Raw genomic sequence first — 23,721 nt, 5'->3', positions numbered from 1 at the left:
CGCTCATCCAAACATCCCGCCCGGCGGATACCCGCTCATTTCCTATCGTTCCCCCTTATAAACCCGGGGTTCAAGCCTTGGCACAACTCCTGCTATAGCCCTGCAAGCTCGCGTTTTGACGCGCTATAAAAAAACAAATAAAAGAAGGATCCATTTAATGGATAACTCAAGCTCCCTGTCTGCCGGGTCTGCTGCAACCCCGAAAGAAAAAACCACCTCCAGCCGCATCAAATCCATTTTCAGCGGTTCCGTCGGCAACATGGTCGAATGGTACGACTGGTATGTTTATGCCGCGTTCTCGCTGTACTTCGCCAAAGCCTTTTTCCCGAAAGGCGACACCACTGCCCAATTACTCAATACTGCCGCGATCTTCGCCGTCGGCTTTTTGATGCGCCCGATCGGCGGCTGGCTGATGGGCCTGTACGCTGACCGCAAAGGCCGTAAAGCCGCGCTCATGGCTTCGGTACTGCTGATGTGCTTCGGCTCGCTGCTGATTGCCCTGTCCCCAGGTTACGAAACCATCGGCGTATGGGCGCCGGTCCTGCTGGTCTTCGCTCGCTTGCTGCAAGGCTTGTCGGTGGGTGGCGAGTACGGTACCTCGGCGACCTATCTCAGCGAAATGGCGACTAAAGAACGTCGCGGTTTCTTCTCCAGCTTCCAGTACGTCACCCTGATCTCGGGCCAGCTCATCGCGCTGGGCGTGTTGATCGTGCTGCAACAGACCCTGACCGAAGAGCAGCTGTATAGCTGGGGCTGGCGGATTCCGTTCGTGATCGGTGCCCTGTGTGCAGTGGTTGCCCTGTATCTGCGTCGCGGAATGGAAGAGACCGAGTCCTTCAAGAAGGTCAAAGCCGAGCCTAAAGAAAGCGCCATGCGCACGCTGATGCGTCATCCAAAAGAGTTGATGACCGTAGTCGGCCTGACCATGGGCGGCACACTGGCGTTCTATACCTACACCACCTATATGCAGAAATACCTGGTGAACACGGTCGGGATGAGCATCTCCGACTCCACCACCATTTCGGCCGCCACGCTGTTCCTCTTCATGTGCATCCAGCCCCTGGTGGGCGGGCTGTCCGACAAGGTTGGACGACGTCCGATCCTCATCGCCTTCGGTGTACTGGGTACCCTGTTCACCGTGCCGATCCTGACCACACTGCATACCATCACCACCTGGTGGGGTGCGTTTTTCCTGATCATGGCGGCGCTGATCATTGTCAGCGGTTACACCTCGATCAACGCCGTGGTGAAAGCCGAACTGTTCCCGACCGAAATCCGCGCTCTGGGTGTAGGCCTGCCTTACGCACTGACGGTATCGATCTTCGGCGGCACTGCTGAATACATCGCCCTGTGGTTCAAAAGTGCAGGTATGGAAACCGGCTATTACTGGTACGTGACGGCGTGTATCGCCTGTTCGCTGCTGGTGTACATCACGATGAAAGACACCCGCAAACATTCGCGGATCGAGACCGACTAAACGTCCCGGGCTCTGCAGGAGCGAGCTTTTAACAGAGCGCCAGACAAGCTCGCTCCTGCAAGTTCATCGTTTAAGACAACCCGGCCACCGCAGGCCGGGTTTGTTTGTTTTTGACATAGGCGGCGCCGGCGATCATCGCCACCAGTATCCCTGCCAGTACCAGCGACGAGCCGACAGTGCCGAAATCCAGTCCACCCTTGTCATGGGGCTTGGTCAGGAAGTCGCCCAGGGTCGCGCCAAAGGGTCGCGTCAGCACGAACGCCACCCAGAACAACACCACCGACGAGATGTTGCTCAAGTAACGTGCCAGCACCACAACGGCAATGGTTGCCCCGATGAACAAGGCACCTCCCGCAAAACCCAGCCCCGAATCATCCGCCAGGTAATCGCCCAGGGCGGTACCCAGGGTGTTGGAAAACAGAATCGCCATCCAATAGAACATCTCGCCGCGCGGGGTCTGCACCTTGCTGACGTTGAGTGACTCGCCGCTCCATTTCCACAGCGCAAAAATCGCCACCAGTATCGATACCAGAATCAATGAGCCCGCGGCGTAACCCAGGCCCAATGTGCGGTCCATAAAGTCCGACATGGTGGTGCCGGCCGTACTGGTGGACAGAATCACCAACCAGTACAGCACCGGGTTGTAGGTTTTCGAGAACAACTGAGTCAGCAAGGTCAGAACGAACACGCTGATAAGGATCATCGAGCTGACGGCATAACCCACATTGAGGGTCATGGACAGCAAATCGCCGGCGGTTTCTCCCAGGGTCGTGGCGCAGATTTTCATCACCCAGAACGCAAGGGTGATTTGGGGAAGTTTATTCATCGGGTAAAGGCTCCAGGTGGCAGGGTGCAAAGCCGTTGCAGTTGTCGGCTTTTTTGCCCGCTGAAGACTGCTGCCCGCCCGGTGAAAAATAGGTAACGCGAAAATGAAAAGTCCGTCCGCGGGTGCAGTTTTTTTCAAGATTAATAGTCAGTTAATACTGATAGCCCACTATCAATCTCAGCGAAACATCAGTTCATGGATGATTCGCAGCGCCCTCGGCCAACAAGCTGAACAGCCTGCAGATCACATGATTGAGCGCGCCAATACATCGAATAAACTGATCACTTAGTGCTAATTTTTGCGCTTTTTAATCAATTTAATCGGCGTAGTCTTAAACCCATAGCAACGAAACATCCCGCTCTTCACAAGAGTCCGCAACAAGGAGCACGACCATGAAAACCAAATTTATCCTCGCCGCCGCCCTCTCAGTCCTGGCCTTCAACGCTTTTGCAGGCGACGGATTTGATCGCACCCAATCAGCAACCTTTGCTGAAGATGGCTACAGCCGCACAGGTTCTGCCGCAGTCGCTGCCGACGGTTATGACCGCACCGGTTCTGCCACCTTTGCCGAAGACGGTTACAGCCGCACCCAGTCGGCCACCTTCGCCGCCGATGGCTATGATCGTACCCACGGCGCCCGCTTCAGCTAACACCTGAAGTTGCCACTCCAGCCCGGCTTCGGCCGGGCTTAGTCGTTTCTGGAGCAAGGTAAAAGGCAATGGCCTTCTACCTGTAGGCGCGAGCTTGCTGCTGCAGGTAGGAGGGGGGCTCAATCACGCCCAAAATCTCAAAAAGCCAATCTTGTTTTGTCATTCAACAAAATGGCTTGCACTATATAGCCCCTCTATCCCAGCCGTTTGCGGACTCCTGCCATGCATGACGACATCCATTTCTATGAGCCCGCCAAGGGCCACGGTTTACCCCATGATCCATTCAACGCCATCGTCGGGCCGCGGCCGATCGGCTGGATTTCGTCGCAGGATGCCCAGGGCCGGCTGAACCTTGCGCCCTACAGCTTTTTCAATGCGTTCAACTACATCCCGCCAATCATCGGGTTTTGCAGTGTGGGCCGCAAAGACAGCCTCAATAACATCGAGCAAACCGGCGAGTTCGTCTGGAACCTGGCTACCCGGCCTTTGGCCGAGGCGATGAACCAGAGCTGTGCGATGGTCGCGCCAGAGATTAATGAATTCGAATTGGCCGGGCTGACGACCGTGGCCTCACGGGTAGTAAGCGTGCCCCGGGTGGCCGAAACCCCGGTGTCGTTCGAGTGCAAGGTGACGCAGATCATTCAGCTGCAAAGGGCAGACCAGGAACTGGTGCCAAGCTGGCTGATTCTGGGGGAAGTGGTGGCGGTACATATCGCCAGGCATCTGCTTAAAGACGGGATTTACGACACTGCCGCCGCTGAACCTATTTTGCGCGGCGGCGGCCCGGCGGATTACTTCCAGCTGGGGCCTGAGGCGCTGTTCAAAATGCACCGCCCCCGCTAGTCGTTACCAGACCAGTTCGGCGTCTTCAGTAACGCCCTGCAGGTCTTCAAGCTTTTGAGCGGCGGCCGCATCGGCTTCGGTCGCTGTTTTAAAAGTCTGATCGATCAACACTTTGTGAAAGCGCGGCGCGCCGCCTTCGTACAAGGCTTTGACTGCAATCGCCGCATGGTAAGTACCGGGTTCTACCGGAACAACCGCTGATACCGCTTCAAAATGTGCAAACTCTTTACGCGCCATGCTGAAAACTCCGGCCACAAAAAACCGGCATTCTACCTGTTCAACCCGCCTGCATCGCTGAAGGTTTTAAAATCGATGCTTTCAACCACCTGTTGGTGCACCAGCACGCTGTAAACCTCCATCACCGGGGAGTTGAAGTAGGCTTGCATCGAGGGTTCATCCTGCCAATGGCCCACGACGTGCCACAACAGCGGGTCGGTGTCGCAATGCTGCAAGGCAAAGTGCATACAACCGGCGGCTTTACGGGTGGGCTCGAGCAGTTGGTTGAGGCAGGTCTGCACTTGGGCCGAGCACCCTACGCGAGCGCGGACCAAGGTCATATGACTGACGGCACTGGACTGGGGCATGGTGGCCTCCACAAAAGAAAGTGGCATGGGTGAGAGGTTCAAAGCTTATAGCCCGGCGCTCCTGGCCGTTAGTCGATTCCTGCCCCTGGCTTGCACAATTCTGCAAAACCTCCCACGTCCCCCTCCTCTGCCCAGGTACTCACCAGACTGACTGGGCGCTATGCTTTCAAGCAATCATCGACCTCTGCCACGGCCTCGCCGGACAGCCAACCCCGGACAGCGACAGAATCAGGCAAGCCTTCGACAGGAATCGACTACCCCTGCGCCTTGCACAAATTTAAGCTGTGCCCACTCTGCCGCTTTAACGAGGATGCTCCCATGTCACTGCTGGAACCGCCGCGCCCCGCGCTCGACCCCGCGCTAGAAAAGCAGCGGGTGGAACTGGCTGACCTGATCCACCGTCACGCCCGTGAAGACGGCACGTTCACTACTCCCGTCGAGGCGCTGTTCGTTTCGCGCTACAGCCGGCCCAGTGACTTTTCCCCCAGCCACCCCAAACCGGCCCTGTGCATCATGGCCCAGGGCCGCAAGGAGGTGCGGTTAGCCGATGAGTACTTTGCCTACGATCCGCTCAATTACCTGGTGGTTTCGGTGTCGATGCCCATCAGCGGCCGGGTTCTGGAGAGTGATCCCGAACAGCCGGTACTGGCCCTGCGCCTGGATATTGATCCGGTAGACATCACCACCTTGATCAGCGACGCCGGGCCCATGGGCGTACCGTCACGGCCTGCGGGGCGGGGCCTGTATGTCGAACCCATCGACCAGCCGATGCTCGACGCCTTGCTGCGCCTGACCCGCCTGCTCGACACGCCGAAAGATATCGCCATGCTTGCGCCCTTGATCCGCCGCGAGATTTTGTACCGCCTGTTGCGCAGCCCGCAGGGCTACCGGCTGTATGAAATAGCCAGCGAGAACAGTCAGACGCATCGTGTTAGCCGGGCGATTTCCTGGCTCAACGGTAACTTCGAACAGCCGCTGCGCATCGACAGCCTGGCCCGGGAGGCCAATCTCAGCGTGTCGACCTTGCACCACCGCTTCAAGGCGATGACAGCCATGAGCCCGTTGCAGTACCAAAAACAGCTGCGCCTCAACGAAGCGCGGCGGTTGATGCTCAGCGAGGGGCTGGATGCATCGGCCGCCGGCTACCGTGTGGGCTACGAAAGCCCTTCGCAATTCAGCCGCGAGTACAGCCGCCTGTTTGGTGCGCCACCGGTACGGGATCTGGCGCGCCTGCGAATGAGCCTATAGCGCCAGGGATTGTTGCCAGTGCAGCTCGTCGATTTCGATCAGGGTCGGCCCCTGACGGTCGGCGGCACTGGCCAGCGCTGCGCGCAGCTGCCCTTCGCCCTCCACCGCCAGTGCGGCACAGCCCATGGCTTTAGCCACACCGATAAAGTCCGGAGTGTAGATATCGACGCCCACCGGCTCGATGGCACGATTGAGCATGTACTTCTTGATTTCGCCGTAACCCTGGTTGTTCCACAGCAACAGGATAATCGGCGTACGAGCTTCAACCGCGCTGGCCAGTTCGGACAGGGTAAATTGCAAGCCGCCATCGCCGATCAGGCATAGCACCGGACCACCCGCCTGGCCGCCACTACGACGCCCCAGCCAGGCACCAACGGCCGCCGGCAAGGCATACCCCAGGGTGCCGTAGCCGGTGGAAGAGTTGAACCAGCGCCGCGGCTGATCGGGATTGAAGGTCAGGTTGCCGGTGTATACCGGCTGGGTCGAGTCGCCGACACATACTGCATCCGGCAATACATCGAACAGGGTCTGCAAAAAGTGCGTTTGCGCCCGGGTCGGCGCATCCCAGTCACTTGCCAGTTGCGCCTGCAAGCGGCTGACCCGCGCCGCGCCCCATTCGGCACTGCGTGCCGGCAAGGCGCCAAGTTCAGCCAGCAAGGCTTCAGCCGCCACTCTGGCGTCTGCTACCAGGGCCAGCGCGGGTGCATAGTTGCGAACCGTCTGATCCGGGTCGATATCGATCCGCAGCAAGACCCCGGGAATGTCAAAGCCACCGGCAAAGGTGATGTCGTAATCGGTTTCGGCCAGCTCGGTGCCAATGGCCAGGACTACGTCCGCTTCGGCGACCAAAGCGCGGGTGGCCACCAGGGACTGGGTGGAGCCGATCAGCAGCGGATGGGCGGTAGGCAGCATGCCCTTGGCGTTGATGGTCAAGGCCACGGGCGCACCCAGCCGTTCGGCCAGTTGTTGCAGCGCCGGGGCCGCGTCAATTGCACCGCCACCGGCCAGAATCAATGGCCGTTTGGCCTGGGCCAGACGCTGGCCCATCTGTTCGATAGCAGCGGGCGCCGCGCCAGCACGAGCAATGCTGACCGGTTGGCTGGCAAGCAGCGCATCAGCATTTTCCACCAGCACATCCAGCGGAATTTCGATGTGTACCGGCCGTGGACGTCCCGCCTGGAACACGGCAAAAGCGCGGGCCAGTACGGCCGGCAGTTCAGCCGCCGACATCAGGGTGTGGGAAAACGCCGCCACTCCAGCCACCATCGCACTCTGGTTCGGCAACTCGTGCAGCTTGCCGCGGCCACCGCCCAACTGACTGCGCGACTGTACACTGGAGATCACCAGCATCGGAATCGAATCGCCATAGGCCTGGCCCATTGCCGTGGTGATATTGGTCATGCCCGGGCCGGTAATGATGAAGCACACCCCGGGTTTGCCACTGGTACGGGCATAGCCATCAGCCATGAAGCCGGCACCCTGTTCGTGACGCGGAGTCACGTGATTGATCGACGAGCCCGCCAGCCCGCGATACAACTCAACGGTATGCACGCCGGGAATGCCGAATACCTGCTCAACCCCGTAGGCCTCCAGCAACTTGACCAATACTTCGCCGCACGTCGCCATCTGTCCTGCCCCTCTTGTTGTTCTAAATGAACCATTGAAGCGGGCGAGTGTGGCGCGCACAACGCAAACCTGCTCATACTAGCCATGTCCTGTGCTCATGGCTGACTCCTGATGAAACGCCTTCCGCCACTCCCTGCGCTGCATACTTTTTTAATCACTGCCCAATGCTGCAACTTCACCCGGGCCGGAGAGCAGTTGCATATCTCCCAGGGTGCCGTGAGCCGGCAGATTGCCGGGCTTGAAGATCACCTGGGCTATGCCCTGTTCCACCGCCAGGCACGGGGCTTGAGCCTGACCGAGCAAGGCCAGGCGCTGTACCCGAGGATCGAGCAGGCCTTCGATCTGATCGGTGAAGCGGTCGAGCAGGCCAGCGTGCGCCGTACCCCGCTGCAGATAAAAGCTCCGACCTGCATGTTGCGCTGGCTGTTGCCCAAATTGATGGAATGGCAAAAGCTGCGCCCGGACGTGCCGGTAGAACTGACCAGCAGCATGGAGCACGGGGTGGATTTTCGCCGTGAGAGCTTCGATGCCGCGGTGATTTACAGCGCCACCCCGGGACCAAAGCGCCTGGGCCAACACCTGCTGGAAGAGCAACTGACCCCCGTATGCGCCCCGCAGTTGCTGGAGGGCAGCGAAGCCATCAATAGCCTGGACGACCTTAAGCACCACACGCTACTGCACCCCAGCCGCGATCAACGGGACTGGAGCAACTGGCTGAATGCTGCCGGAGGCGATGTCGCGAGCATCTGCAAAAGTCAGTACTTCGACACCCTGGACCTGGCCATGACGGTGGCAGCCCAGGGCAACGGTGTCGCGATCGGTGACTGGTCACTGATCGGCGACGACCTGAAGAGTGGCCGCCTGGCCCTGCCATTTGATTTGAAAGTACGCACCGGAGCGGTGTATCAGCTTGTCTGCTCGCCGCGCGCAGAAGCTTCGGCGCCGCTGCGCGAATTAATGGAATGGCTGGTCAAGCAGGCAACAACAACGCCGTAGGGGCGAGCTCGCCTCGCGTCAATACTGTCACCAGACCTGCTCGCCCCTGTCACAGCCGGTAATCAGTAACCGACCGTAAACCGCTGACGCGAATGCTTGGGGTGCTCCACTTCATCGAGCATGGCGATGGCGAAGTCGGCGAAGGTGATCCAGCTTTTGCCTTCGGCACTGACCAGCAAATGATCTTTGCCCAAACGGAATTTACCGGTGCGCGGGCCTTCTACAAACTCGGCAGACGGGGAAATAAAGGTCCAGTCCAGGTCCTTCTCGGCGCGCAGGGTATCCAGATAAACGCCTCCGGCTGTGGCTTCCGGCTTGTACTCGGCAGGGAAACCCGGGCTTTCGATGACCTTGGTATTGTCGGGCAGCAACAGCGAACCCGCACCACCGACAAACAGCAGGCGCCTGACACCGGCTTTTTTTACCGGGTCGATGATGGCCGCAGCCGGCAGGGTCGAGAAGTGCGCAGCACTCAACACCACATCGTTGCCTGCCACCGCCTCTTGCAGCGCGGCTGCGTCGTTGATGTCCACATCCTTGGTCACAACTGCGTCACGGGCGCCGATTTTCGAAGCATGGCGGGCAATGGCCGTAACGCTGTGACCGCGACGCAGGGCTTCTTCCAACAATTGACTACCCGCACGACCGGTAGCGCCGATAATTGCAATCTTGCTCATGACATTCTCCAGCTGGATTGATGGGTGGCAGGTAAATCCTGCCTCACCACTGCACTTCGTCTTTGGCTACTTTGGCGCTCAGTTCCAGCGAAGATTCTTCGCCCAGATCCGGGTAGCGTTTTTTCATCGCGGCGATCAGTTCTCCCGAATTGCGGGCCTTGAGGGCTTCTTCGTCAAAGGCCTTGATGTAGTCGCGGGTGAAATGTACGGCGTTCAGGGAGCGGTCGTTCTGCCCCAGGTAATGGCCGGGCACGACCACTTGCGGTTGCAGGCTGTCGATACGTTTGAGAGTGGCCAGCCACTGCCGGTGGGACTGCGGGGTCTGGGTATCGGCCATCCACACGTGCAGGTTATCGGCCACTACCACGCCGCCGACCACCGCCTTGAGCGAGGGAATCCAGACGAAGGTGCGATCCGGCTGTCTGCCGCCCAGACCTACGATGTCCAGCTCACGCCCTTCAAGCTCCAGGGTGTTGCCCTTCAACACCTGCGGCACGATCAACCGGCCCGGTACATCCTGGCCCATCTGCGGTCCCCAGTACGCCAGCTTGGCGTCCTTGGTTTTATTGATGTGCTCGACGGTCGGCCCCGAGGCCAGCACTTTGGCGTCCGGGAAGGCCCGGGTCAGGGTTTCCAGGCCGAAGTAGTAATCCGGGTCGCCATGGCTGATGTAGATGGTGGTCAAGTGTTTGCCGCTGGCGCGGATCTTGTCGACCACTTGCCGGGCCTGGGCGGCGGCAAACTGGGCATCAATCAGAATCGCGTCTTTTTCACCGCTGACCAGCACTGAGGACACCGGGAAAATGGCCGCAGCACCGGGGTTGTAGACGTCCAGGGTCAAGGGGGCCGGGGCCGCTGCCGCGTGGGCAGCAAAGCCCAGTACGGCAGCACCGAGAATGAAACGGCGCAGGGTGGAAAATCCAGGCATGGGAGGTATCCAGAGTCGTGGGACGATGCAGGTGATGGACAGAGCTTAGTAGCAACCCAGCCAACTAAAAATGCGATGCTTGAACATAGTCTGTTTCGGATATCGGGCAAATCATGGATCGTCTTACTGCAATGCGGGTGTTCACCACCGTCGTCGACCTTGGCAGCCAGTCAGCGGCGGCCGATCATCTGGACCTGTCGCGGCCTGTGGTGTCGCGGTACCTGGCTGAACTCGAAGAGTGGGTGGGCGCCCGCTTGATGCACCGCACCACCCGCAAACTGAGCCTGACCGCCGCCGGTTTCGAAACGCTGCCCCGCTGCCGGCAACTACTGGAACTGGCAGATGACCTGCAGGCCACAGTCAGTGTTCCCGGTGATGCGCCGCGGGGTTTGCTGCGGATCAGCGTCAGTACCTCATTCGGCCAGGCCCAACTGGCCGCTGCCGTTGCTGACTATGTGCGGCTCAACCCGCAGGTCAGCGTCGATCTGCAAATGCTCGACCGCACAGTGAATCTGGTGGATGAACGGATTGATCTGGCAATTCGCACCAGCAATGACCTGGACCCGAACCTGATTGCCCGCAAGCTGACGGTCTGTCGTTCGGTGTTATGCGCAGCACCGGCCTATCTGCGCGAGCACCCGGCACCGCAACAGGTCGATGACCTCAGCCGGCACAACTGCCTGACCCACTCCTACTACGGCAAAAGCCTGTGGCATTTCACCCGGCGCGGCGAAGAAATAGCGGTGCCGGTGCAAGGCAACATCAGCGCCAATGAAGCCAGCACCCTGTTGAGCGCCACACTGGCAGGGGCCGGAGTTTCATTGCTGCCCACCTATCAGGCCGGGATACATGTGCGCCAGGGCACACTGGTCCGTCTGCTGCCAGATGCCGAACCCCGGGTGATGAACATTTACGCGGTGTATGCCTCGCGCAAGCACATGCCCGCCACGTTGCGCAGCATGCTCGACTTTCTCGCCGGGCGCTTTACCGAAAAACCGGCGTGGGATGCCTGAAAAAACATCTAGAGCGCGGCCACATAATCTTGCGAATAGTCCATTTGGAGGATGAAGCGCTGCAACTCCACTCGTACAACTAGCATGGCAAGTCCTTAGGTCTGAACTAGCCTCAATGGTGTGACGTCTAGGAGATGAATGCCATGACCACTAAAACAAAAACCAGATGCATGACCTTGTTTCTCATTTTTGCTGCCGCTGTCATCTTTGCTGGCGCTTGCTACCGCGCCGAACAAACCCGGCAAGCAGTCGGATATACCGTCAGTTGCAATGGCGGGCACTGTAATTCTGCGTTTAGCGCTCTGAGGTAAGGATGCCCCGGAGTCAGACCGGACTGCTGTTGTCAGTCCGGTCTGTACGAAACGCGCTGGGCGAAGTCCCGGTCAGGCGCCGGAAAAAACGCGCAAAATACGCCGGGTCGGCAAAACCCAGGCTATCGGCCACTTCGCTGATGGTCATCGGTGTGTAGATCAAATGCCGTTTGGCCTCCAGCAACAGGCGCTGATGAATGATCTGCAACGCTGACTGCCCCGCCAGTTCACGGCAGATGCTGTTTAGATGCGCCACCGAAATGCCTACCTGATGCGCTAACTGCTCCACGGCGGGTTGTTGGCGAAACAGGATCTCGACCCGTTGATTGAACAGGCTCAAATACTCCCGGCCACGTTGTGGCAATTGCCGCGCTTCACGCCGTGCGATGACTTGGCGCGTGACCCACACCAACAGCACGCTGATGAGCGATTGCAGGAGCATGTCCCGGGCCGGCCGGGCGCCCGCATATTCGCTTTGCAGCACGCTGAACAGATTATTCAGGTAATGCCGATCCTTGCCCGCCGGGTAACTGGCCGCCCTTTGCAAAGCACTCAGCGAACCGCCCAGCTGGGCTTGCAACTGCGCCACCAACGGCGCGGCCAGCGTCAGGACATAGCCGTCAACGTCAGGGGAAAACTGAAAACCGTGGACGCATAACGGCGGGATTACCTGAATCGCAGATTGCTCCAGCACATGCTGCTGGCCTTCGATTTCAACCTGCGCCCGCCCCTTGTGCACGTACAGCAACTGGCACAGATCTGCATGCCGATGGGGGCGAATCTCCCAGTCGTGGACGCGGCTGCGCAACGAAATGGTTTCGCAGTGCAGCAGGTCGGGACTGAGCCAGTCCTGCTGCTCACCATAAAGCTTGAAGACCGGGATCGACGGATAAGAGGAAAGATTCATAGCGCCAGTGTCTAAAGATGGGTCAAGGGCCGATAACCGCACCGATTAGCGAAAAGTACCGGTAATGACGTGGTTATCACCTTCTATTGCCCGCTTCGCAAGCGAAAAATACAAGCACAAACTAATAAGAACCACCTCGCCCTTAACGGCCGGGGCTTGCGAGAGACCACCACGATGAGAACTCAAGTCGCCATTATCGGTGCCGGCCCTTCAGGCCTGTTGCTCGGTCAACTGCTGCATGGAGCGGGCATCGATAACATCATTATCGAACGCCAGACTGCCGATTACGTCCTGGGGCGAATCCGCGCCGGGGTGCTTGAGCAAGGTATGGTCGACCTGCTGCGACAGGCCGGAGTCAGCCAGCGCATGGACGCTAAAGGCCTGGTGCACGACGGTTTTGAACTGGCACTGGATGGCCGCCAGGTCCATATCGATCTCAAGGGTCTGACCGGCGGAAAAACGGTGATGGTCTACGGCCAGACCGAAGTGACCCGCGACCTGATGGCTGCACGTACGCAAGCAGGCGCGCAAACCCTGTACAGCGCCAGCAACGTCCAGCCCCACGACATGAAAACCGATGCGCCCTACCTGACCTTTGAGAAAGACGGCGAAAGCTGGCGCCTGGATTGCGACTACATTGCCGGCTGCGATGGCTTTCACGGAGTGGCGCGCCAGTCGATTCCCGGCGACGTACTGAAAATCTTCGAGCGCGTTTACCCCTTCGGCTGGCTCGGGGTGCTTTCAGATACCCCGCCCGTCAACGACGAACTGGTTTACGCCAAACATGAGCGCGGTTTTGCCCTGTGCAGTCAGCGCTCGGCAACCCGTAGCCGTTATTACCTGCAAGTGCCGGCCGATGAGCAGGTCGAGGACTGGTCCGACCAGCGCTTCTGGGACGAACTCAAGGCCCGCCTGCCGCAGCCCCTGGCCGAACGTCTGGTGACCGGGCCATCAATCGAGAAAAGCATCGCGCCGCTACGCAGCTTCGTGGTCGAGCCCATGCAGTACGGGCGGATGTTTCTGGTGGGGGACGCCGCACACATCGTGCCGCCCACCGGGGCCAAAGGCTTGAACCTGGCCGCCAGTGATGTCAGCACCCTGTTCAATATTCTGCTCAAGGTATACACACAAGGTCGCACCGATTTGCTGGAGCGCTACTCCGAGGTGTGCCTGCGGCGAGTGTGGAAGGCCGAACGCTTTTCGTGGTGGATGACCTCGATGCTGCACCGTTTCCCTGACAGCGACAGCTTTAGCCAGCGGATTACCGACAGTGAGCTGGCATATTTCGTCGACTCTGTGGCAGGGCGCACGACCATTGCAGAAAATTACGTGGGCCTTCCTTACGAGGCTATCGAATAGCAAGCTATCGAGTAGACTGGGCGGCATTCCACCACAGGCATGCCGCGCACAGGTGTTGTAGTGACCAATCTGAATCAGCCCCCCCAATCCAGACCCGCCATACGCAGCATTCTGGTTGCCCTGATGCTGGCGATTTTCCTCGGCGCGCTGGACCAGACCATCGTAGCCGTCTCCATTCCTGCCATCTCCGCCCAGTTCAAGGACGTCAGCCAGCTGGCCTGGGTGATTTCGGGCTACATGGTGGCCATGACCGTGGCCGTTCCCATCTACGGCAAACTCGGCGACCTGTACGGGCGCCGACGCCTGATGCTGTTCGGCATGGGCCTGTTCACCCTGGCCTCGCTGTTTTGCGGGCTGGCGCAGAACATGGAGCAACTGGTGCTGGCGCGCATCATTCAGGGGATCGGCGCGGGCGGGATGATTTCGGTAAGCCAGGCAATCATTGGCGACATCGTGCCACCCCGCGAGCGCGGGCGTTATCAGGGCTATTTCAGCGGCATGTACGCCATTGCCAGCGTTGCCGGGCCGGTTCTGGGCGGCTATATGACCCAATACCTGTCATGGCGCTGGGTATTTTTGATCAATTTGCCCCTGGGCCTGGCAGCGTGGTGGATCTCGTACCGCACACTGGTCGGGCTGCCCGTGCCGCAACGCAAACCGATCATTGATTACCTGGGTACGGTATTGATGATTGTCGGGCTCACGTCATTGCTGCTGAGCATCACCTTTATCGGTCAGGGCCATAGCTGGCGGGATACTCAGGTGCTGGGGCTGCTGCTGGCTGCGCTGATCGCCCTTGGTCTGTTCGTACGGCATGAGCGCCGCACCCTGGAGCCGTTGCTGCCAATGCACCTGTTTGCCAACCGCAACGCGGTGCTGTGCTGGTGCACGATTTTCTTCACCAGTTTTCAGGCAATTTCGCTGATCGTGCTGATGCCGCTGCGTTATCAGAGCATCACCGGCGCGGGCGCTGACAGCGCCGCCATGCACCTGTTGCCACTGGCCATGGGCCTGCCGATGGGCGCTTACTTTGCGGGACGCATGACCTCGGTTACCGGCTATTACAAACCGATGATTCTGGCGGGCGCGGTGCTGATGCCCCTGGCCATTTCCGGCATGGCATTCAGCCCGCCAGGTTCGGAGGTATTGAGCGGCGTCTTTATGTTGTTCGCCGGGATTGCCGCCGGGCTGCAGTTTCCGACCTCGCTGGTGGGTGCTCAAAACTCGGTACAGCAGCACGACATTGGCGTGGCCACCAGCACCACCAATCTGTTCCGCTCACTGGGCGGCGCAGTGGGTGTGGCGTTGATGTCGGCCTTGTTGCTGGCGCTGCTGCACGGTTCCTTGCTGGCCCCTGCCGGCGGCACAGGGATGCTGGTTGAAGGCAGCTCGGGCAACCTGTTGCTCGACAGCCTGAATACAGTGCAAGGCCCTGCACTGGCGAGCCTTCGCGCAGAATTGCTGCAAACCTTCCGTCACCTGTTACTGATCAGTGCGGCAATCTCGCTGCTGGGGTTGAGCGCGGCGATAGCCATGCCCAATCAGGTACTGCGCGGGCGCGAAGACAAGGCGCAGTAAATTATTGGGCCATCGGTGCAGTCTTGAACACTGCACCGATGCCATCGCCAGCAAGCTCGCGGCTAGAGGGGTTGCACCCCATCAAGGCCGGGCGCTGATCTGCTTCTGCAAGTTTTGAATCTGGCTTTGCAGGGTGTTGATGTTGCGCGTCACCTGGCCACGGAAGGCGTCAAACTCAGCGGTATTGGTGCCCTGGGCGGGTGCCGGGCGGTTCTCCAGTTCACTTTTGAGCACCATCAAGTCCTGCTCCAGACGCTCTACCGCTGCACCCGGGTTGCCCTGTTTTTTCAGGGCCGCCACGTCCACCGCTTGTTGCGCGACGCTGGCTTTGAGTGTGGTCAGTTCACTGCCCAGGCTTTTGATATCGGCTTCGAGTCTGGTCTGGCTTTCTTTCTGGGCCGTTACCTGCAGCAACATCGCAGCATTGATCTGCTCAAAACGGTTGTCCAGTTCGCCCTGCTGCCCCGCCACCATGCCTTGCTGGCGCGTGCTCTGCTCCTGCAGCTGCTCTTCAATCTGCTTGATCTGCAACTTCAGGGCTTCGCTGCCGTTATTGATGTTCGACTCGCTGGCCACCACCTTGCCCGATATGGCCTGCAAGCGTCCCGCCGCATCCTCGCTGATACGGGCAAAGCTTTCCTGGGTCGCCACCAGTTGCTGCTCCATCAGCGAAATCTGCTGAAAGCTCCACCACCCCAGCCCCGCAACCGCCAGCATCAATGCACCGACAAGCACCCACAAAGGTCCGGTACTCGGCCCCTTGACCTTGATCACCGGCGTGTTGCGCGAGTACACCGTGGTGCGTTCACGGGCACCGCCAGCCGGCTCCAGCGGGTCCTGATCAGCCGCCGTGGCGCGCAGGAGCGGTACATCGTGAAAGTCGTCGCGGGCATCATTACGCATGGCTAAACCTTTTTTGAATCCTGAAAATGGGGTCAAGGTACAAGCTTCGGACACCAGAGGGTTAACGGTAAGGCGATTCCTGGGCTTTCCACCAGCCGCAAAACTCGTCAAGCGCCGCCCACAGACTGACTTTAGGGTCGTAGTCCAGATAGTGCCGGGCGCGGCTGATGTCGAGAGTAAAATCCTTGTCCATGATCTGCACGCCCAGGCGCGACAGGGTCGGCTCAGGCTGACCCGGCCACAGTTTGCAGGCGGCCTCGTTGAGCGCTCCCTGGCTGTAGGCCAGACCATAGCCTCGGTAGCGGGTAACTTGCGGCACGTTCATCTGGCGCATCACGTAATTGATCACATCCCACAGCGGAATGGGTGCGCCATTACTGATGTTGTAGGCCTTGCCCAGGGCCGAACCCGTGGTCAGCAGGCTGCTCATCAAGGCTTCGTTGAGATTCTGGATGCTGGTGAAATCGACCTTGTTCAGGCCATTGCCGACGATGGCCAGCCGACCTTTGCGTTGCAGCTTGAGCAGGCGCGGGAACAGGCTCATGTCCCCCGCCCCGGTGACGAATCGCGGACGCAGGGCAATCACCTCAAGGCCGAACTCCTGGGCACCGAAGACTTTTTGTTCCGCCAGGTTTTTGGTCGCGGCACAGGGATGCCGGAAACGCCGGGGCAACTGTTCTTCAGTCAAATCGGTATGGGAGCGGCCATCGAAGTACAGCGATGCCGAAGACAAATGCACCAGGCGCCGTACTCTCTGCTTCAGACAGGCTTCCACCACATTCTCGGTGACCAGCACGTTGTCGCGGTGGAAGTCCTGATAACGACCCCAGGCGCCCACGTGACCGGCGCAATGCACCACGGCATCGACATCGACACACAAATCGCGCACCAGCAAGCCATCGGTCAAATCACCCGGGATAAATTCAGCCCCGCGCCGCACCAGGTGTTCAACACCTTCGGCCCGTCGCCCGCTGACCCGTACGTCAAAGCCCTGCTCCAGGGCAGAACGCGCAAAGCGTCCGCCAATAAAGCCGCTCGCGCCGGTGACCAGAATCTTCATCAATCACTCCAAATGCTGTAATTCTTGTTGCCTGCTGTTTAAACGCTGGTTGTCAGGCCAAAGGCACTAACCAGCGGGGTGCCGAACGCGTTAAATGCTCGGTCAGTTGCCCCAGCAGTTGCCCACCGTTGCGCCAATGATGCCAGTACAGTGGCACGTCGATCGGTTTATCTGCCAAAAGCTCCACCAAAGCCCCGCTTGCAAGCTGCTCGCGCACCTGCAATTCAGGTACCAGCCCCCAGCCCAGGCCGGCTTCGGTGAGGCGAATAAAACCTTCGGAGGACGGACACAAATGGTGCTCGAAGCCGCCGTCGACCCCAAGGGATGCCAGGTAGCGATGTTGCAAAAAGTCATCCGGGCCGAATACCAGCGCGGGGGTTTTTGGCAACAACCCGGCACTCACCCCCTCGGGAAAATGCCGGGCAATGAACGCCGGGCTGGCCAGTGCGCGGTAGCGCATGGCGCCCAGCAATACGCTACGGGCCCCGGCCACCGGACGCTCACTGGCGCACAGGCAGGCGGCCACTTCACCGGCCCGCATCCGTTTGAGGCCCACGGTTTGATCTTCAACCACCAGGTCCAGCAACAGGTGCTGGTCGGCACAAAAGTCCCCCACCGCCACGGCCCACCAGGTGGCCAGACTGTCGGCGTTCAAGGCAATGCGCAGCCGTTCGGGCAGGCCTTCATCGTCCAGGGCCGGGACCGCACTCTGCAAGTCACGCTCAAGCAGACGCACTTGCTGGACGTGGTTGAGCAAACGCCGACCAATCTCGGTCGGGCTCGGCGGTGTGGCGCGAATCAGCACCGGCTGGCCGATGCGTGCCTCCAGCAGCTTGATCCGCTGGGAGATGGCCGATTGCGAAAGGCCCAGGACCTGGGCCGCCCGTTCAAAACCAGCCTGCTCTACGACTGCGGCAAGGGCAGAGAGTAATTTATAGTCGAACATCAGTTTTCCTAATGAGCGATCAGCAATATTGGTTTTTCTTATACAGCTTCAGCCCCGAGAATAGCCAGCATCACTTTTCACTCTTCAAGGACTTACTCCATGGCCGGCGAAACCGCCCTGGCAACTCTGTTGCGCAGCATGAGCCCGCACCTCAACCAGGGTGACTACGTGTTTTGCACCCTGCCCGACCACCGCATCCCGGACAGTTGCGAGGTGATCGGCAGCTTTCGTGAACAAGAAGGCCTGACACTGATTGTCGAGCGCCAACAGGCCGAACAGGCCGGGCTTGCCTATGACTACATCGCCGCCTGGATCACCCTCAATGTGCACTCGGCGCTGCAGGCAGTCGGCCTGACAGCAGCCTTCGCCACTGCCCTGGGCCAGGCCGGAATCAGTTGCAACGTGATTGCCGGTTATTACCACGACCATCTGTTTGTCGGCCGCAGCGATGCAGATCGCGCCATGACAGTACTGAGTCAATTGGCAGCCAGCGCGGAGTAAGAACGATGTGGCAAAGTTATGTGAACGGCTTGCTGGTGGCCCTGGGTTTGATCATGGCCATTGGTACCCAGAATGCCTTTGTGCTGGCGCAAAGCCTGCGCCGGGAACATCACCTGCCGGTGGCGGCCCTGTGCGTGGTATGTGACGCCCTGCTGGTGGCTGCCGGTGTGTTTGGCCTGGCCACAGTGCTGGCGCAAAACCCTTTGTTGCTGGCCATCGCCCGCTGGGGCGGCGCAGCCTTCCTGCTGTGGTACGGCACCCTGGCCCTGCGCCGGGCCTGTTCGAAACAAAGCCTTGGGCAAGGTGAAAACCATAAGGTGCGTTCATTACGCGCGGTGATGCTCAGTGCCCTGGCGGTTACCCTGCTCAACCCCCATGTGTATCTGGACACCGTGTTGCTGATCGGCTCCCTGGGCGCCCAGCAAACTGAACCCGGCGCTTATGTCGCAGGTGCCGCCAGTGCCTCGCTGCTGTGGTTTTCCGCCCTGGCCCTGGGTGCCGCCTGGTTGGCCCCGTGGCTGGCACGCCCGGCAACCTGGCGCTGGCTGGACCTGCTGGTGGCGGTGATGATGTTCAGCGTGGCGTATCAATTAATAAGTGCCGGCTGATGCGGGCCAGAGCGTTTGCAAAATCTTTGGAACCTCTATTCCACACAGTTGTTGCGTGGTTTTGCCGCACCCCCGGTGCTATGATCCAGCCCCTGCGCCGCGAAGAGTAAAAACTCATCGGCGCGTGTTTGGCCGCCCGTGATCGGCCTTGCGCTCATCGCAACTGACCTGATTAGGAGAATCATCATGGCTTTCGAATTGCCGCCGCTGCCCTACGCACACGATGCCCTGCAGCCGCACATCTCCAAAGAAACCCTGGAGTTTCACCACGACAAGCACCACAACACCTACGTCGTGAACCTGAACAACCTGGTGCCAGGCACCGAGTTCGAAGGCAAAACCCTGGAAGAGATCGTTAAAACCTCTTCGGGCGGTATCTTCAACAACGCCGCTCAGGTCTGGAACCACACTTTTTACTGGAACTGCATGACGCCAAACGGCGGCGGCGCACCTACTGGCGCGCTGGCTGATGCCATCAACGCAGCCTTCGGTTCGTTCGACAAGTTCAAGGAAGAGTTCAGCAAGACTTCCATCGGCACCTTCGGCTCCGGCTGGGGCTGGCTGGTGAAGAAAGCTGACGGTTCCCTGGCCCTGGCCAGCACCATTGGCGCCGGCAACCCGCTGACCAGCGGCGACACCCCGCTGCTGACCTGCGACGTTTGGGAACACGCTTACTACATCGACTACCGCAACGTGCGTCCGAAGTATGTTGAAGCGTTCTGGAACCTCGTTAACTGGAAGTTCGTTGCTGAGCAGTTCGAAGGCAAAACCTTTACTGCTTAAGCCTGACTCCAGGTAAAAAAAACCCGGCATGCCGGGTTTTTTTTGTCTGCCTGAAAGTGTCTGCCCCGCCCCTGCCCGGTTTCGGGCCAGCCGTATCAAGACACCCGATATTTTTCATTCAGCCCCTCAAGTTAAAGAAGCCGCAGACCGACACATTAGCTGCCGTGGATATCTGCAGCGGCACTCAGGCACCTGGCCAAAAGCATTAGTGGCAGAAACAAGGAATAGCGCTTTGAAGCCGGAACTCAAAAACAGCTTGTCGTTCAAGTTGCTGCAGATCGTGTTGCTGTCGGCACTGGGCGTTGGAGCAGTGCTTGGTTGCGGGCAAATTGTGTTCTACGCCTACGAAACACGGCAGGCCGTCAACAATGATGCGGGGCGTATCCTCGGCATGTTTCGCGACCCCTCGACTCAGGCGCTGTATAGCCTGGACCGCGATATGGCGATGCAGGTCATCGAAGGCCTGTTTCAGGATGATGCCGTGCGTCAGGCGTCCATTGGTCACCCCGATGAAGCCAGCCTTGCGCAAAAGTCACGGCCCTTGCACACGTCCTCAAGCCGTTGGCTGACCGACCTTATTTTGGGCCGGCAACACACCGACAGCATTGCGCTGACGGGCCGTGAACCGGACCGCGAGTATTACGGCGACCTGAACATAACCCTCGATACCGCCCCTTTTGGCAAAGATTTCTTAACCAACGCCGTGATCATTCTGATCTCCGGCGTGCTGCGCGCGCTGCTGTTGGGGCTGGTGCTGTACCTGGTGTATCACTGGCTACTGACCAAACCCTTGTCAAAAATCCTCCGCCACTTGACCAGTATCAACCCCGATCGCCCCGGCGAGCACTGGATGCCCCCACTCAAGGGGCATGAGAACAATGAACTGGGGATGTGGGTCAACACCGCCAATCAGCTGCTGAGCTCAATTGAGCGCAATACCGATTTGCGCCGCGAAGCGGAAAACTCCTTGTTGCGCATGGCCCGGTATGACTTTTTGACCGGTTTACCAAATCGACAGCAACTGCAGGCCCAACTGGGCAAAACCCTGGTGGAGGCTGGCCGCTCGCAACGTCGTGTCGCGGTGCTGTGTGTGGGGCTGGACGATTTCAAAGGCATCAACGAACAGTTTGGCTATCAGACCGGTGACCGGCTGTTACAAGCCCTGACTGACCGGATTCGTGCCCACAGCGCATGCCAGGGCACTCTGGCACGCCTGGGCGGCGACCAGTTCGCGCTGGTCCAGGCCCATATCGAGCAGCCCTACGAGGCCGCCGAGCTGGCCCAGAAGATCATTGATGATCTCGAAACCCCTTTCAGTCTGGACCAGCACAACATCCGATTACGCGCCACCATTGGCATCACCTTGTTTCCCGAAGATGGCGACACATCTGAGCAACTGCTGCAAAAAGCCGAGCAGACCATGACCCTGGCCAAAAGCCGGTCGCGCGGCCGTTATCAGTTTTATATCGCCAGCGTCGACCGCGAGATGCGGCGTCTGCGCCAGCTGGAAAAAGACTTGCGCGAAGCACTGCTCAATAACCAGTTGCACCTGGTCTATCAGCCGCAGATCCGTTACAGCGACCATCGGGTGGTCGGGGTCGAAGCGTTGCTGCGATGGCAGCACCCCGAGCACGGCCTGGTCCCTGCGGATCTGTTTATTCCGCTGGCCGAAAAAAACGGCAGCATCATTGCCATCGGTGAGTGGGTACTGCACCAGTCCTGCCGCCAACTGCGCGAATGGCATGATCAGGGCTTCAGCGAGCTGCGCATGGCAGTCAACCTTTCGACCGTGCAACTGCATCACGCCGAACTGCCACGGATGGTCAACGAGCTGTTTCACAACTACCACCTGGCGCCCCGCAGCCTTGAGCTGGAGGTCACAGAAACCAGCCTCATGGAAGACATCGGCACTGCCGCCCAGCACCTGCTGAGCCTGCGTCGCTCCGGCGCCTTGATCGCGATTGATGACTTTGGCACCGGCTACTCATCCCTGAGCTACCTCAAGCGACTGCCGCTGGACAAAATCAAGATCGATAAAAGTTTTGTGCAGGACCTGATTGACGATGACGACGATGCGACCATCGTGCGGGCCATTATTCAGCTCGGCAAAAGCCTGGGCATGCAGGTAATAGCCGAAGGCGTCGAAACCGCCGAACAGGAAGCCTATGTGATCAAGGAAGGGTGTCACGAAGGCCAGGGCTATCTGTACAGCAAACCCCTGGGAGCACGGGAGTTGAGCGCTTACCTGAAGCAGGCCCGGCGTAATCGGCTACTGAAGCTGCAACCCGGTGTTTCGTGATTGCCCCTGAATCGGGGTTGCCTGAAGGTAAATAAGAAATATTTACAACGCTAACCCTTTACACAAAATGCATATCTTTCGCATCATGTCGCAGTTTTGCGTGCAGCCGCACGCTTGTCCCACCTCTCGAAGCAGGATTTTCGCCATGATTCGTATGCCCCTGGCTACCGCCAGTCTGCTGGCCATTGCTATCTCACTCGCCGGTTGTGGCGACAAGGACAAGGAAAAAACTGCGGCGGCCCCTACGCCGGCAGCAGCCACCAGCACCGCAACGCCAGCGACCGATGTCAGCGCGGTGAAAATTGATGAAGCTGCCGCCAAAGCCGTTGTCGCGCATTACGCCGACATGGTTCACGCAGTATTCAGCGATGCCGAGTCGGGTGCGAAAAAACTGCAAACGGCTATCGACGCCTTCCTCGCCAAGCCCAACGATGACACCCTCAAAGCCGCCCGCGCGGCCTGGGTTGAGGCGCGCGTACCTTACCTGCAAAGCGAAGTATTCCGTTTCGGCAACACCATCATTGATGACTGGGAAGGTCAGGTTAATGCCTGGCCACTGGACGAAGGCCTGATCGACTACGTTGACACCAGCTACGCTGGTGCACTGGGCAACCCGGGTGCCAACGCCAACATTATTGCCAACACCCAGATCCAGGTCGGCGAAGACAAGGTCGACGTGACCGAAATCACCCCCGAGACCCTCGCCAGCCTGAACGAACTGGGCGGCTCCGAAGCCAACGTGGCGACCGGCTACCATGCAATCGAATTCCTGCTCTGGGGCCAGGACCTCAACGGTACCGGCCCTGGCGCGGGCAACCGTCCGGCGTCCGACTACCTTGAAGGCGAAGGCGCCACCGGGGGCCACAATGACCGTCGTCGCGCGTACCTCAAAGCGGTTACCCAACTGCTGGTCAACGACCTGGACGAAATGGTCGGCAACTGGGCACCGGATGTAACCGACAACTACCGCGCCACACTGCAAGCTGATACCCCGCAGAACGGCCTGCGCAAAATGCTGTTCGGCATGGGCAGCCTGTCGTTGGGTGAACTGGCAGGCGAACGCATGAAAGTGTCGCTGGAAGCCAACTCTCCGGAAGACGAGCAAGACTGCTTCAGCGACAACACCCACAACTCGCACTTCTACGATGCCAAAGGCATTCGTAACGTGTACCTGGGTGAGTACCTGCGTACTGACGGCACTAAAATGACCGGCCCGAGCCTGTCGTCGCTGGTTGTGGCGGTTGACCCGGCCACAGACGCCACGCTGAAATCCGATCTGGCAGACACCGAAGCCAAGATCCAGGTCATGGTTGATCTTGCCAACAAGGGCGAGCACTACGACCAACTGATCGCCGCGGGTAATGAGGCGGGCAATCAGGTTGTACGTGACGCCATCGCCGCCCTGGTCAAACAGACCGCGGCCATCGAGCAGGCAGCCGGCAAGCTGGGCATCAACGATCTGAACCCCGACACTGCCGACCACGAGTTTTGATCCGCAGGGTTTGAGTGAATGATGAGGCGGCCTTCGGGCCGCCTTTTTTATTCGACGCCACCGACCTCTGCACAAGCGAGCTTTTTATCGAGCCCATGTTGATGGG

General features: G+C 59.3%; 23 protein-coding genes. 13 read left to right on the top strand and 10 right to left on the bottom strand.

What is annotated here, in order from left to right; genetic code table 11:
• The first annotated feature begins 157 nt into the window (after nucleotides 1–157).
• A complete protein-coding gene (locus tag EQV90_RS06925; RefSeq protein WP_240877928.1) occupies nucleotides 158–1,477 on the top strand; it encodes an MFS transporter in 1,320 nt (439 codons plus the stop codon).
• A gap of 70 nt (nucleotides 1,478–1,547) precedes the next feature.
• Here the strand turns inward: EQV90_RS06925 and EQV90_RS06920 are convergent, their stop codons facing one another.
• Nucleotides 1,548–2,303, bottom strand: a complete 756-nt coding sequence (locus EQV90_RS06920; protein WP_240877927.1) for a hypothetical protein — start codon at nucleotides 2,301–2,303, stop codon at nucleotides 1,548–1,550.
• Nucleotides 2,304–2,695: 392 nt separating this feature from the next.
• Between EQV90_RS06920 and EQV90_RS06915 the strand changes: the two genes are divergently transcribed.
• Both EQV90_RS06915 and EQV90_RS06910 read left to right on the top strand, forming a co-directional pair.
• Nucleotides 2,696–2,953 (top strand): hypothetical protein, encoded by a 258-nt coding sequence (locus EQV90_RS06915; RefSeq protein WP_003442858.1) that lies wholly within the window; start codon nucleotides 2,696–2,698, stop codon nucleotides 2,951–2,953.
• 222 nt (nucleotides 2,954–3,175) lie between these two features.
• Nucleotides 3,176–3,796, top strand: coding sequence for a flavin reductase family protein (locus tag EQV90_RS06910; RefSeq protein ID WP_003442875.1), 621 nt, complete (start codon nucleotides 3,176–3,178; stop codon nucleotides 3,794–3,796).
• Nucleotides 3,797–3,799: 3 nt separating this feature from the next.
• On the opposite strand, the gene EQV90_RS06905 is transcribed toward EQV90_RS06910, so the two are convergent.
• Nucleotides 3,800–4,033, bottom strand: a complete 234-nt coding sequence (locus tag EQV90_RS06905) for a hypothetical protein (protein WP_003442877.1) — start codon at nucleotides 4,031–4,033, stop codon at nucleotides 3,800–3,802.
• 32 nt (nucleotides 4,034–4,065) lie between these two features.
• Nucleotides 4,066–4,380 carry an antibiotic biosynthesis monooxygenase family protein gene (locus tag EQV90_RS06900; RefSeq protein ID WP_003442878.1) on the bottom strand — a complete coding sequence of 105 codons (315 nt, stop codon included), beginning with the start codon at nucleotides 4,378–4,380 and terminating at the stop codon, nucleotides 4,066–4,068.
• A gap of 318 nt (nucleotides 4,381–4,698) precedes the next feature.
• Here EQV90_RS06900 and EQV90_RS06895 point away from each other — a divergent pair, with 318 nt between their 5' ends.
• Entirely contained in the window at nucleotides 4,699–5,628 is a 930-nt protein-coding gene (locus EQV90_RS06895) for an AraC family transcriptional regulator (protein WP_003442880.1), read from the top strand.
• Here EQV90_RS06895 and EQV90_RS06890 read toward each other — a convergent pair.
• Nucleotides 5,623–7,254, bottom strand: a complete 1,632-nt coding sequence (locus tag EQV90_RS06890) for a 5-guanidino-2-oxopentanoate decarboxylase (protein ID WP_240877926.1) — start codon at nucleotides 7,252–7,254, stop codon at nucleotides 5,623–5,625. The two genes, EQV90_RS06895 and EQV90_RS06890, sit on opposite strands and share 6 nt — an antisense overlap.
• Before the next feature lie 111 nt (nucleotides 7,255–7,365).
• Between EQV90_RS06890 and EQV90_RS06885 the strand changes: the two genes are divergently transcribed.
• Entirely contained in the window at nucleotides 7,366–8,250 is an 885-nt protein-coding gene (locus EQV90_RS06885; protein ID WP_240877925.1) for a LysR substrate-binding domain-containing protein, read from the top strand.
• Between the two features lie 62 nt (nucleotides 8,251–8,312).
• Here EQV90_RS06885 and EQV90_RS06880 read toward each other — a convergent pair whose 3' ends face one another.
• Both EQV90_RS06880 and EQV90_RS06875 read right to left on the bottom strand, forming a co-directional pair.
• The gene (locus EQV90_RS06880) at nucleotides 8,313–8,927 is read right to left on the bottom strand and encodes an NAD(P)-dependent oxidoreductase (protein WP_003442887.1); all 615 of its coding nucleotides are present in this window, start codon (nucleotides 8,925–8,927) and stop codon (nucleotides 8,313–8,315) included.
• Between the two features lie 43 nt (nucleotides 8,928–8,970).
• On the bottom strand, nucleotides 8,971–9,855 hold the full coding sequence (locus EQV90_RS06875; RefSeq protein WP_010655741.1) for an MBL fold metallo-hydrolase: 885 nt from the start codon (nucleotides 9,853–9,855) through the stop codon (nucleotides 8,971–8,973).
• A gap of 113 nt (nucleotides 9,856–9,968) precedes the next feature.
• Here EQV90_RS06875 and EQV90_RS06870 point away from each other — a divergent pair, with 113 nt between their 5' ends.
• Nucleotides 9,969–10,868 carry a LysR family transcriptional regulator gene (locus EQV90_RS06870; protein WP_003442894.1) on the top strand — a complete coding sequence of 300 codons (900 nt, stop codon included), beginning with the start codon at nucleotides 9,969–9,971 and terminating at the stop codon, nucleotides 10,866–10,868.
• Between the two features lie 324 nt (nucleotides 10,869–11,192).
• On the opposite strand, the gene EQV90_RS06865 is transcribed toward EQV90_RS06870, so the two are convergent.
• Nucleotides 11,193–12,086 (bottom strand): helix-turn-helix domain-containing protein, encoded by an 894-nt coding sequence (locus EQV90_RS06865; RefSeq protein WP_010655740.1) that lies wholly within the window; start codon nucleotides 12,084–12,086, stop codon nucleotides 11,193–11,195.
• A gap of 174 nt (nucleotides 12,087–12,260) precedes the next feature.
• Between EQV90_RS06865 and pobA the strand changes: the two genes are divergently transcribed.
• Both pobA and EQV90_RS06855 read left to right on the top strand, forming a co-directional pair.
• A complete protein-coding gene (gene pobA / locus EQV90_RS06860) occupies nucleotides 12,261–13,445 on the top strand; it encodes a 4-hydroxybenzoate 3-monooxygenase (protein ID WP_240877924.1) in 1,185 nt (394 codons plus the stop codon).
• A 60-nt stretch (nucleotides 13,446–13,505) separates the two neighbouring features.
• Complete coding sequence (locus EQV90_RS06855; protein WP_003442909.1) at nucleotides 13,506–15,023, top strand: MDR family MFS transporter; 1,518 nt, start codon at nucleotides 13,506–13,508, stop codon at nucleotides 15,021–15,023.
• Between the two features lie 81 nt (nucleotides 15,024–15,104).
• On the opposite strand, the gene EQV90_RS06850 is transcribed toward EQV90_RS06855, so the two are convergent.
• The 3 genes from EQV90_RS06850 to EQV90_RS06840 all read right to left on the bottom strand — a co-directional run bounded on the left by EQV90_RS06850 (nucleotide 15,105) and on the right by EQV90_RS06840 (nucleotide 17,932).
• Nucleotides 15,105–15,926, bottom strand: a complete 822-nt coding sequence (locus tag EQV90_RS06850) for a hypothetical protein (RefSeq protein ID WP_003442921.1) — start codon at nucleotides 15,924–15,926, stop codon at nucleotides 15,105–15,107.
• A gap of 61 nt (nucleotides 15,927–15,987) precedes the next feature.
• Nucleotides 15,988–16,986 carry an NAD(P)-dependent oxidoreductase gene (locus EQV90_RS06845; RefSeq protein ID WP_003442923.1) on the bottom strand — a complete coding sequence of 333 codons (999 nt, stop codon included), beginning with the start codon at nucleotides 16,984–16,986 and terminating at the stop codon, nucleotides 15,988–15,990.
• Between the two features lie 52 nt (nucleotides 16,987–17,038).
• The gene (locus tag EQV90_RS06840; RefSeq protein ID WP_003442925.1) at nucleotides 17,039–17,932 is read right to left on the bottom strand and encodes a LysR family transcriptional regulator ArgP; all 894 of its coding nucleotides are present in this window, start codon (nucleotides 17,930–17,932) and stop codon (nucleotides 17,039–17,041) included.
• A gap of 99 nt (nucleotides 17,933–18,031) precedes the next feature.
• Between EQV90_RS06840 and EQV90_RS06835 the strand changes: the two genes are divergently transcribed.
• The 5 genes from EQV90_RS06835 to EQV90_RS06815 all read left to right on the top strand — a co-directional run bounded on the left by EQV90_RS06835 (nucleotide 18,032) and on the right by EQV90_RS06815 (nucleotide 23,615).
• Nucleotides 18,032–18,433: an ACT domain-containing protein gene (locus EQV90_RS06835; RefSeq protein WP_003442927.1), complete on the top strand. Its 402-nt coding sequence runs from the start codon at nucleotides 18,032–18,034 to the stop codon at nucleotides 18,431–18,433.
• 5 nt (nucleotides 18,434–18,438) lie between these two features.
• The gene (locus tag EQV90_RS06830) at nucleotides 18,439–19,041 is read left to right on the top strand and encodes a LysE/ArgO family amino acid transporter (RefSeq protein ID WP_003442932.1); all 603 of its coding nucleotides are present in this window, start codon (nucleotides 18,439–18,441) and stop codon (nucleotides 19,039–19,041) included.
• Nucleotides 19,042–19,227: 186 nt separating this feature from the next.
• Nucleotides 19,228–19,824, top strand: coding sequence for a Fe-Mn family superoxide dismutase (locus EQV90_RS06825; protein ID WP_003442934.1), 597 nt, complete (start codon nucleotides 19,228–19,230; stop codon nucleotides 19,822–19,824).
• A 232-nt stretch (nucleotides 19,825–20,056) separates the two neighbouring features.
• A complete protein-coding gene (locus tag EQV90_RS06820; protein ID WP_240877923.1) occupies nucleotides 20,057–22,123 on the top strand; it encodes an EAL domain-containing protein in 2,067 nt (688 codons plus the stop codon).
• Between the two features lie 145 nt (nucleotides 22,124–22,268).
• Nucleotides 22,269–23,615, top strand: a complete 1,347-nt coding sequence (locus EQV90_RS06815; RefSeq protein ID WP_003442937.1) for an imelysin family protein — start codon at nucleotides 22,269–22,271, stop codon at nucleotides 23,613–23,615.
• Nucleotides 23,616–23,721 lie beyond the last annotated feature (106 nt).

The sequence above is a fragment of the Pseudomonas sp. TMW22089 genome, assembly GCF_022496645.1.
Lineage (GTDB): Bacteria > Pseudomonadota > Gammaproteobacteria > Pseudomonadales > Pseudomonadaceae > Aquipseudomonas > Aquipseudomonas paraversuta.
Note: the sequence above shows the minus strand (reverse complement) of the source record. Positions and strands in the feature narration are given on the sequence as shown.